At 31.4% G+C, this 9,599-nt stretch carries 13 protein-coding genes; 11 read left to right on the top strand and 2 right to left on the bottom strand.

The annotated features are described in order from the left end of the window. Positions 1-107 precede the first annotated feature (107 nt). The gene (locus NK213_RS05265) at positions 108-524 is read right to left on the bottom strand and encodes a hypothetical protein (protein ID WP_253347455.1); all 417 of its coding nucleotides are present in this window, start codon (positions 522-524) and stop codon (positions 108-110) included. 215 nt (positions 525-739) lie between these two features. Then, a complete protein-coding gene (locus NK213_RS05260; protein ID WP_253347453.1) occupies positions 740-2,365 on the bottom strand; it encodes an ABC-F family ATP-binding cassette domain-containing protein in 1,626 nt (541 codons plus the stop codon). A 272-nt stretch (positions 2,366-2,637) separates the two neighbouring features. Between NK213_RS05260 and NK213_RS05255 the strand changes: the two genes are divergently transcribed. The 11 genes from NK213_RS05255 (at position 2,638) to NK213_RS05205 (ending at position 9,400) form a co-directional block, all read left to right on the top strand. Next, positions 2,638-3,402: a PHP domain-containing protein gene (locus NK213_RS05255; protein WP_253347451.1), complete on the top strand. Its 765-nt coding sequence runs from the start codon at positions 2,638-2,640 to the stop codon at positions 3,400-3,402. 43 nt (positions 3,403-3,445) lie between these two features. Then, positions 3,446-3,937: an NUDIX hydrolase gene (locus tag NK213_RS05250; protein WP_253347449.1), complete on the top strand. Its 492-nt coding sequence runs from the start codon at positions 3,446-3,448 to the stop codon at positions 3,935-3,937. Between the two features lie 36 nt (positions 3,938-3,973). Beyond that, the gene (gene mgtE, locus NK213_RS05245) at positions 3,974-5,326 is read left to right on the top strand and encodes a magnesium transporter (RefSeq protein ID WP_253347448.1); all 1,353 of its coding nucleotides are present in this window, start codon (positions 3,974-3,976) and stop codon (positions 5,324-5,326) included. A 57-nt stretch (positions 5,327-5,383) separates the two neighbouring features. Beyond that, positions 5,384-5,833: a hypothetical protein gene (locus tag NK213_RS05240; RefSeq protein ID WP_253347446.1), complete on the top strand. Its 450-nt coding sequence runs from the start codon at positions 5,384-5,386 to the stop codon at positions 5,831-5,833. Continuing rightward, complete coding sequence (locus NK213_RS05235) at positions 5,834-5,998, top strand: hypothetical protein (RefSeq protein WP_253347444.1); 165 nt, start codon at positions 5,834-5,836, stop codon at positions 5,996-5,998. Positions 5,999-6,011: 13 nt separating this feature from the next. Next, a complete protein-coding gene (locus NK213_RS05230; protein WP_253347442.1) occupies positions 6,012-6,452 on the top strand; it encodes a hypothetical protein in 441 nt (146 codons plus the stop codon). A 159-nt stretch (positions 6,453-6,611) separates the two neighbouring features. After that, positions 6,612-7,172, top strand: a complete 561-nt coding sequence (locus tag NK213_RS05225; RefSeq protein WP_253347440.1) for a hypothetical protein — start codon at positions 6,612-6,614, stop codon at positions 7,170-7,172. Positions 7,173-7,193: 21 nt separating this feature from the next. Beyond that, positions 7,194-7,742, top strand: a complete 549-nt coding sequence (locus NK213_RS05220) for a hypothetical protein (protein ID WP_253347438.1) — start codon at positions 7,194-7,196, stop codon at positions 7,740-7,742. A 122-nt stretch (positions 7,743-7,864) separates the two neighbouring features. After that, entirely contained in the window at positions 7,865-8,545 is a 681-nt protein-coding gene (locus NK213_RS05215) for a M48 family metallopeptidase (RefSeq protein ID WP_253347437.1), read from the top strand. Positions 8,546-8,625: 80 nt separating this feature from the next. Further along, positions 8,626-9,186 (top strand): peptidylprolyl isomerase, encoded by a 561-nt coding sequence (locus NK213_RS05210; protein WP_253347457.1) that lies wholly within the window; start codon positions 8,626-8,628, stop codon positions 9,184-9,186. Between the two features lie 64 nt (positions 9,187-9,250). Next, positions 9,251-9,400 carry a hypothetical protein gene (locus NK213_RS05205; RefSeq protein ID WP_253347435.1) on the top strand — a complete coding sequence of 50 codons (150 nt, stop codon included), beginning with the start codon at positions 9,251-9,253 and terminating at the stop codon, positions 9,398-9,400. Positions 9,401-9,599: the final 199 nt, after the last annotated feature.

Raw genomic sequence — 9,599 nt, 5'->3', positions numbered from 1 at the left:
TAATAGATAAATCAATATATGAAAAACAAATCTTTTATTATATCAGATTTAATTTACAGACTTTCTTGCACACTCCCAAAAATTCCGGAATATAGGCTGAATGCTTATTATTTGATTTTTTCATTAATAAGATTAAGCTGTTTTTTATTTACAGGGAATTTATATTTTTTACTTTCATTTTCATTTTCAAAAACATGAAAGTTAAAAATTAAGCCTCTTTTTTTTATTAGTTCCAAATTTTCATAATTTGAAGTAAATTCACCGATTTTTAAACCATTTTCATACAGCTCAATACTTTCATCTGCTTTTTTCCCCTGTAAATAATATATAACTGCAAATATTATCAGTATTGGAGCTGCAACATAAACAACCAGAATTGACGGGATTCCAAGCCAAACCCAGTTTGCATAATATTCCGGAAAAAATACAGCAATTGCAAGAGCAACTAAACCGGCTAAACAAAATAAAAGATAATTTCCTAAATTTGGTTTTATTGTAATTTCTAATTTTCCTAAATTGTTCATCAATCTCATCCTTTTTAATTTTTATTTGTGGATATAAATTTAATGATTTGTAACTTAATAAAAATATAATTACTATTAATAAAAATTTCCACCAGAACATCATAGCATGATTTTCAATTAGATTTCAAGCACAATAATAGTAGAATGATAATTTTCTATTCAGATAATAATAAAACAAAAAGACCTGTTTAACAAGTCTTTTTGGCTGTGCTGTATTAATTTTCACCGTATAATTCTGCAAGTCTGTTCTGAACAGTTTCATCGTCGATATATTCATCATATTCCATCATTTTATCCACAATTCCGTTAGGTGTGATCTCAATAATTCTGTTTGCTACTGTTTGTATAAACTCATGGTCATGTGTAGTAAATATCACAGTTCCCGGAAATCTCATAAGAGACTTATTCAGCGAAGTAATAGATTCCAGATCCAAATGGTCAGTAGGATTATCCATTAACAGAACATTTGCATTAGAAAGCATCATCTTCGACAGCATACATCTTACTTTTTCTCCTCCTGAAAGAACCTTGGCTTTTTTCGTGGCTTCCTCACCAGAGAAAAGCATTCTTCCAAGAAATCCTCTCAAATATTGTTCATGCTGGTCTTCTGAAAACTGTCCCAGCCATTCAATAAGTGACAGATCACAATTTTCAAAAAATTCTGTATTATCTTTCGGAAAATAGCTCTGTGACGTAGTAACACCCCATTCATAGGTACCTGAATCAGGTTCAAGTTCACCTGCAAGTATTTGGAAAAGAGTAGTTTTAGCTATATCGTTTTTAGATAAAATAACTGTTTTGTCATTGGTATTTATAGTAAAAGTAAGGTTATCAAGCACTTTTACACCGTCGATTGATTTAGTAAGTCCTTCTACTTTCAGCATGTTATTTCCTGCGTCTCTTTCAGGTTTAAATTCAATAAACGGATATTTTCTGTTAGAAATCTGCATATCTTCAAACTGTAATTTTTCCAGCTGTTTCTTTCTGCTGGTAGCTTGTTTTGACTTAGAAGCATTGGCACTGAAACGTGCGATAAACTCCTGTAATTCTTTTCTTTTCTGATCAATTTTCTTATTCTGGTTTCTTGTAAGTTCCAGCATTAGCTGGTTCGACTCATACCAGAAATCGTAGTTTCCTACATACATTTTTATTTTTCCGAAATCAATATCGGCAATATGTGTACAAACTTTGTTTAAAAAGTGTCTGTCATGTGAAACTACAAGAACTGTAGTATCTTCAAGTTCCATAAGAAAGTTTTCCAGCCATTCTACTGCTTTTATATCAAGACCGTTAGTAGGCTCATCCAGCAGAAGAATATCAGGGTTCCCAAATAGCGCCTGTGCCAGAAGAACTTTTACTTTTTCCGGTTCTGTAAGCTCTTTCATAAGTTTATGATGGTATTCCGCATCAAGACCTAATCCTATAAGCATTTTTTCAGCATTCGTTTCTGCTTCCCATCCGTCAAGCTCAGCGAATTCTCCTTCGAGTTCCGCAGCTTTCATGCCGTCTTCTTCTGTAAATTCCGTTTTAGAGTATATGGCATCTTTTTCCTGCATTATTTCATAAAGTTTTTGGTGACCCATTATAACTACGTTCAGAACACTTTCTTCTTCATATGCAAAGTGATCCTGTTTCAGAAAAGACATTCTTTTATTTGGTGCTGTAATGACATCACCTTCGGTAGAATCTACTTCTCCTGATAATATTTTCAAAAATGTAGACTTACCTGCACCGTTTGCACCTATAATACCGTAACAGTTACTGGGTGTGAATTTTATGTTTACATCTTCAAATAATTTTCTTCCTCCAAATCTGAGTGATAAATTGCTTGTTGAAATCAATGAAAGCCCTCCTAAAAATTAAAATATTCATTTCTATTATAGCAGAGATTCCAGCCGGAAACAAGTTATTGTTACTTTCATTTCCGGTATTCTGAAAACTGACCATTCAGCAGTTACCAGCATTTTTGGAGAAAATTATACAGCGTTATTGTTATTTTATTCCTTTATTTTCAGTGCTTTGAATAAGAAAAGAAAAAAACTTAAAAAAATTTTATACTTTGCTTTCCTTTTTTTGAAATAATTGATAGAATATGATAGAAGAGGTGATATTAGTGAGAGCAAATTTTCATACACACAATTACAGGTGCGGTCATGCAGAAGGGGACGTGGAGGATTACGTAAAAGAGGCAATAAAACAGGGTTACTCAGAAATAGGAATTTCCGATCACTCTCCATTGCCGAAATATCATTTTGACAGAATGGGAATGAATGAACTGGAAGGTTATCTCGCGGAAATACGCGAAGCACAGAGAAAGTACAGCGGTAAAATTACGATTTATAAATCTTTGGAGATAGAGTATTTCGAAGATTTGGAGTATTATTATAAAGAACTTGAAGAGCAGCTGGATTATCTGCTTTTAGGGCTTCATACATATGTGGTAAACGGTAAATTACGTGATTCATGGATAGTAAATACTGATGAAGATATGATAAATTATGCACTATATATGAAAAAGGCCATGAAATCAGGGTTGTTTCAGATAGCCGCACATCCTGACTTATACATGTCAAGGCGTATGGTATGGAACAGAGCGGCAGAAGATGCAGCTCACATAATATGCAAGGCGGCAGCTGAGTCAGATACAGTTTTGGAAATAAATGCAAATGGTATAAGAAAAAATCTTATATATGATAAGAATCCAAGAAGATATATGTATCCGTATAAAGAATTCTGGGAAGTAGCAAAGCAGTATAATTGCAGAATTATAGCAAGTTCGGACTGTCATGAACCTGAATCGCTTAATGATGATGCAATGGAACTCGCCAGAAAATTTGCGGATGATTTGGGATTAGAAATAATAGAAACTATATTTTAATTAATATGGTTTTATGGAAATACACAAATGAAGGAGATTGTAAATGGAGGAATTTAGATTTTTGAAACCGAGAAAAATGAAGCATCCGACTACAGGAATAGATCTGGAGTATCTGGATAAATCCAATGCAGTATGTATAGCTTTATTTAATAAAGAAAAAGACAAAATTTTACTTGTAGAACAATACAGACCGGGAAATAAAGGGCTTATGCTGGAAGTTCCCGCAGGACTTATAGACAGCGGAGAAGAACCGAAAACAGCTGTTTTGAGAGAATTAAGAGAAGAAACAGGATTTTCCGAAGAGGACATAACAGATTTTAAGAGTCTGAATGAAGGACTTTACGCTTCGCCGGGGTATACAACAGAAAAGCTGTACTTTTTTTCTGCGAGACTAAAAGATAATAATATAAAACCAAAGGAACTAAATCTTGATCATGGTGAAGATCTGGAAAATGAATGGGTGGATGTTAAAGATATATTAGAGAAATCTGGTGATTTGAAGACTATTTTGGCTGTCTCCCTTTTTAAAGATTGATAAAAGACGGGGAATTTTTTATTGGGAGGTATAGTCATGGATGAAAATGAAGAAGTTGTTGAAGAAATAACAGAAGAAATAGTAAAAATACGCACTAAACATGAATTGGAAAATTATCTGAAAGAAAATCATTTTATAGATATTGCTGAAAGTTTTGAAGAATTAGATGATATTGAACTGAAAAGAATACTTGATCTGATGAGTGATGAAAATAAGGCCAAGGTAATAGAGCAGGCAGAAGAAGAGCTTCAGGAAAAAATACTGGAGTTATTTTCTGATGAAGAAATAATACAAATTTTTTCTCATATGTCTCCCGATGATATTACAGATATCCTTGGGTACATAGAATTTCAAAAGAGAAAATCCATACTGGATAATATGAAAAGATCAGAGGCAAATAAGCTGCGTGAGCTTCTCGGATATGAAGAAGACAGTGCCGGAGGTATAATGACAACAAGATATATCGCCTTCAGAGAAGAGCTTCTGATAAAAGACATTATGGCTAAAATAAAAGTAATTGCGCCGAAAACAGAGGTAATAGAAAAGATTTTTGTATTGGATAATAAGCGTGAACTTATAGGTGAGGCGGATTTGAGAGATATATTAATTTCGCCTGATGATATGCAGCTTAGTGAAATAAAAAATGAAAATATAATTTCCGTTCATCCTGATGTGGATCAGGAGGATGTCGCAAGAATGGTTTCTAAATATGATTTGAAGGTTATTCCTGTGGTGAGCCGCCGTAATCAGCTGTTGGGTATAATAACAATAGATGATATTATTGATGTAATTTTGGAAGAAGGAACGGAAGATATCCTAAAATTAGGAGGAGTTTCCGAAGAAGAAAATGTAAATTCCAAACTTTTGATTTCCATAAGAAAACGGCTGCCGTGGCTTGTAGTAAACTTAGGTACTGCTTTTCTGGCTTCGTTTGTAGTGGGAACATTTCAGGGAACTATTTCAAAAGCTGTAATACTGGCCACTGCCATGCCTATTGTGGCAGGGATGGGCGGTAATGCAGGGACACAGTCGCTTACTGTTACTATAAGAGGAATAGCACTTGGCGAACTGAGTATGGTGGATAATAATAAAATGGTATTGAAACAGTTATTTGTAGGATTTATAAACGGGGCAGTCCTTGGATTTATTACAGGTTCCATTATGTTTTTGGTAAATAAAAATATATTTTTAGGATTTATAATTTTTCTTGCTATGATAGGTAATCTGACAATAGCATGTCTGACGGGTTTTTTGATTCCTGTAACGTTAAAGCGTCTGAAAGTAGATCCGGCTTTGGCATCAGCGGTATTACTTACTACATTTACAGATGTATGCGGCTTTTTTCTTTTTCTGGGACTGGCGCAGATGTTTATTCAAAAATTAATTTAATACTTCTGAAGTAAAACAAAATGGGAGTGATTCCGCAAGTTTGGGTATGGTGATATAATGGATTTATTTTTAAGATTAATATTAATTTTTCTGGCTTACTATCTTTACATGTCTTATTATAAGTCAATGAAGATAAAGAGCGAAAAGCTGGAAGAGATGAACGGGGAGTTTATCTTTACGTATTTGTCATATGTAATGAAAAAAGAGATGTATTTTGATATACATGAGGTAGAAAATGTCGGTTTTTCAAAAATGATAATAAAAAATAAAGAGTTTACCAGGCTTACGCTGGTAATAACTCTGGAAAATCATGACATAATAAGGATTTTTAATAAAAGAAACGCAATAATATTTTTTAAAAGCTGTAAAGAAAATTCTCCGGTTTTATACGAGGAGATTTTCGCAAGGTCGGATATTTTCGGGGGAATGCCCGGCTTTTTCGGACTTAGTTCACTGAGAGATATAGTGGAAAATGAGATAAAGAGGTTAGAGGAAGAGGAGAGATAAATGGGTACAGATGAGGGGTACAGACTGAGGTTGGCTAGATTTGGTGTGAAATACAAGAATAATACAGAGAGTAAAAAATACAAGGCGATAAAGTTCGGAGTTCTGTTTTTATACTTCTCCATACTCTACGTTTATTTAATTTTTTGGAAATTATTCGAATTATAGCAGGTTTGGTAAATTGATACCGATATTCATGATATTTTTTGCATCTTTAACTATTTGGGTTATGGATTTTATACTTAGATATAAGATGAAAAAAGATACTCATTTGAAGAAAGAAGTATATATAAAATTTGAGGATAAAGATATTTATTTTTATAATGTTGAAGATCCGGAAAAGAAACTGGAACTTCAATATAGAAATAATGATTTTTTATATAGAAAGGGAATTTTTAACAGATTGGTGCTGGTAATTGACGGGACAATAAAAAGATATTATTTTCATATATCAAAGAATGATAAAAGTCCGGATTATGACAGATTTTATAATGATTTACAAAAAAATTATATTGAAAAAATAAAATTCTGGACATGGAAAACTATAGGGACAATCTTTGTATCTTTGTATATTGGGATAATATGGCTTTTTATGCTGATGAATGTATTTTTGAAAATATAGATAGAATTATTGTGACATAAAAATGTAGTTTAATGAAAAGAGAAAATTTTTTGAAATATAAGCTGATTTGTTTATATGAAATAATGAATTTATTTTTTATAACAAATAGAAGCATAATAATATTTTCGATTAAATGAATTAGAAAATAAGGGGTTAATAATGACAGAAGATAATAAATATAATTTATATGTGATGAAAAGCAGCGTGAAGGATATAGAGTTTTTGGAAAAAGCTGATAAAGCTGTATTAATTTCTGGTATTGTATTATATATAATTCCATTTATTTTTATAGATTTAGAAAAAATAGTTAATGTCGGCATTATAGCTTTATTTTTTGTTTTTTATTTATTATATATAATAAATAATTTTAGAGTGAAACGAACATTGATATTAGACGGTGAAATTAAATTAATAATGAAAAGAAAAGACTTTTATTTTTATAAAAATGAAGAATTAGCACTGAAATTACTGGATAACTACATAAATACAAAGTATAGAAAGACACTCTTTAATAATTTGAAATTAATTATTAATGCCCATGAAAAGATATTTGAGTTTTACTTGAAAATGGACAGTGAATATCAGGAATGCGAAAAGCTATATTCAGATATGAAAACTAAAAAATTTCAAAAAAGTTCTTTTATCAGGGAATATGCTAAGTTAATCTGTTTCGCAATGCTTGGAATTTATATAATAATTTCCGTGATATTATCAAAATAACAGAAGGAATTAGGGGGAGAAATGATAGAATATGCTAAATATACTTTAAATATAAGAAAAATGGAAATAACTAATACAGAATTTGAAAAAAAGATAAATACAATTTTTTCTATTTTGATGCTGTTAATGTTATTTTTTATTGTTTTTCTGGATTTAATTGAGAATTATGAGATATGGTATAATATTTTGGGATTGGTTTCTGTTGTGCTGATTTTTTTTATAAAAATATTATTCGGGCAAAAGAGCCTTCTATTGAAAGGCGAGATAGATTTAGAGGTAAAAAGGGATAATTTTTATTTTTATAAAGACGGAGTAATGAAACTGGAATTATTATATAAAAATACAGATGTGCGATACAGAAAAACTATATTTAACGGAATAAAGATGGTTATGAATGACTGCGGGAAAATATACTGCTTTTATATAAAAAAAGACCATAATATAACGGGATATGAAAAATTGTATGCTGATCTTGAGGGAACAGATTATCATATCAAAATTTCAATATTGAAAGAAGTGATATTTAATATAATTGTACTGGGAGCAATATTTGTCTACATAATATTCTGATAAATATCAGAAACAGAAATTAAGAAAATAATATCATAGTATAATTAGTAAATATTTACATATTTGATAAAAAATGCTATATTTTTATAGTGATGAAATATTTGAGATAAAGAGGAAACATAATGAAAAAAGAGATAATACTCGGATATGAAGTGGAAAGAAAGAAAATAAAAAACATTAATTTACGAATTTATCCTGACAGAAGAATTTATATATCAGCACCGCTGAAGCTTCATACAGATTATATAGAAAATTTTATAAGATCAAAAAAAAGCTGGATAGAGGAAGTGCAAAAAAGGCTTGACAGTCTTCCGAAAAATCCGGAATTACAATATGTATCAGGAGAAAAGCTGAGCTATCTCGGACGGCTTTATGAGCTGGAAGTAAGAAACGGGAATGAAAACAGAATTCATTTTAATAATGAAAAATTTATTCTTATTGTAAAAGAAGATATTTATGAATTAAAAAAGAAAATAACTGAAAAATGGTACTTTGAAAAGGCAAAAGCTTTATTTCCACAGGTTATGGATAAATATCTGAATATCCTCGGTGAAAGAATAGAGCATCTTTCGATAAAAAAAATGAAATCAAGATGGGGTTCATGCAATCACAGAAAAAAATATATTAATCTTAATACAGAACTGGTAAAAAAGCCTGTACCTTGTATAGAATATGTTGTTCTTCATGAAATAGCTCATTTAAGACACCCTAACCACAGCAGGGATTTTTATCATCATATAGAAAGATACATGCCCGATTACAGACAGAGGGAAAAGCTTCTGAAAGAGTTTAGAATATATTAGCAGCCCATTTTTTTAAACAGAATAATCTGAAACAGAAAGGATGTAAAATGAAAAAAATCACAATAATTTTATTGATTTTTATGTTATCATTATTATCAACAGCTGACAAAATAAATAAGGAGGATAAAAAGATGTCTGGTATAACAGCAACAATAAAAACAAGTAAAGGGACTATTAATCTGGTTTTGTTTCCTGAAAAAGCACCTGTAACAGTTGCCAGCTTTGTGAATCTGGCACAGCACGGATATTATAACGGGTTAAAATTCCACAGAGTAATTGAGGATTTTATGGCACAGGGAGGAGATCCCACAGGAACGGGTTCAGGAGGACCGGGGTACAAATTTGAGGATGAGGTATATAACGGACTTGATTTTTCAGAACCCGGAAAGCTGGCTATGGCAAATGCAGGACCTGGAACAAATGGAAGCCAGTTCTTCATAACAACTGTACAGACAACATGGCTGAATAACAAACACGCCATTTTCGGCGAACTGAAATCTGAGGAAGATATGGAAGTGCTGAAATCAATTACTCAGGGAGATGTAATGGAGCAGATCACTATAAGCGGTGACGGGGTACAAAAGCTTCTTGAGGAAAATAAAAACAGAATAGACGAGTGGAATAAGATACTTGGATATTAATATACCGTTTGTTTGATAAGAGGAAATGTGGTATAATTAATTAATAAATTTTGGAGGTAAATAAATGAAAAAGTTATTTTTAGTAATGACATTGGTCATTTTATTAACTTCTTGCGCGAGTGTACATCACAGCTGCAATTCAAGTAAAAAAAATCCAAAATGTAATACCAGTATTGATCTTTCAGCACCGGATATAGATATTAATATAAAATAATCAGTAAAATATACTCTGATCTTTGTCAGGGTATATTTTTTTGAAAAAGGAAAAAATTATGGGTAATTCCATAGGAATGTCTTATAAATATAGGAAAAACAGCAGATTAAAGATAACAGGAAAATAAAAAAAGAAGTCACACAGCCTGTAAAATAAAAAAGTAAAGAAAAAATACTTGACAATGATATGGTGATCCGAT

This window comes from Sebaldella sp. S0638, from assembly GCF_024158605.1.
In the GTDB taxonomy this organism is placed as follows: Bacteria; Fusobacteriota; Fusobacteriia; order Fusobacteriales; family Leptotrichiaceae; genus Sebaldella.
Note: the sequence above shows the minus strand (reverse complement) of the source record. Positions and strands in the feature narration are given on the sequence as shown.

Excerpts from the sequence above, each read along its gene's own strand:
- NK213_RS05250 (WP_253347449.1), top strand. The coding sequence starts at position 3,446 with ATGGAGGAATTTAGATTTTTGAAACCGAGAAAAATGAAGCATCCGACT.
- NK213_RS05265 (WP_253347455.1), bottom strand. The coding sequence starts at position 524 with ATGAACAATTTAGGAAAATTAGAAATTACAATAAAACCAAATTTAGGA.
- NK213_RS05220 (WP_253347438.1), top strand. The coding sequence starts at position 7,194 with ATGATAGAATATGCTAAATATACTTTAAATATAAGAAAAATGGAAATA.
- NK213_RS05235 (WP_253347444.1), top strand. The coding sequence starts at position 5,834 with ATGGGTACAGATGAGGGGTACAGACTGAGGTTGGCTAGATTTGGTGTG.
- NK213_RS05210 (WP_253347457.1), top strand. The coding sequence starts at position 8,626 with ATGTTATCATTATTATCAACAGCTGACAAAATAAATAAGGAGGATAAA.
- NK213_RS05225 (WP_253347440.1), top strand. The coding sequence starts at position 6,612 with ATGACAGAAGATAATAAATATAATTTATATGTGATGAAAAGCAGCGTG.
- mgtE (WP_253347448.1), top strand. The coding sequence starts at position 3,974 with ATGGATGAAAATGAAGAAGTTGTTGAAGAAATAACAGAAGAAATAGTA.
- NK213_RS05240 (WP_253347446.1), top strand. The coding sequence starts at position 5,384 with ATGGATTTATTTTTAAGATTAATATTAATTTTTCTGGCTTACTATCTT.
- NK213_RS05205 (WP_253347435.1), top strand. The coding sequence starts at position 9,251 with ATGAAAAAGTTATTTTTAGTAATGACATTGGTCATTTTATTAACTTCT.
- NK213_RS05215 (WP_253347437.1), top strand. The coding sequence starts at position 7,865 with ATGAAAAAAGAGATAATACTCGGATATGAAGTGGAAAGAAAGAAAATA.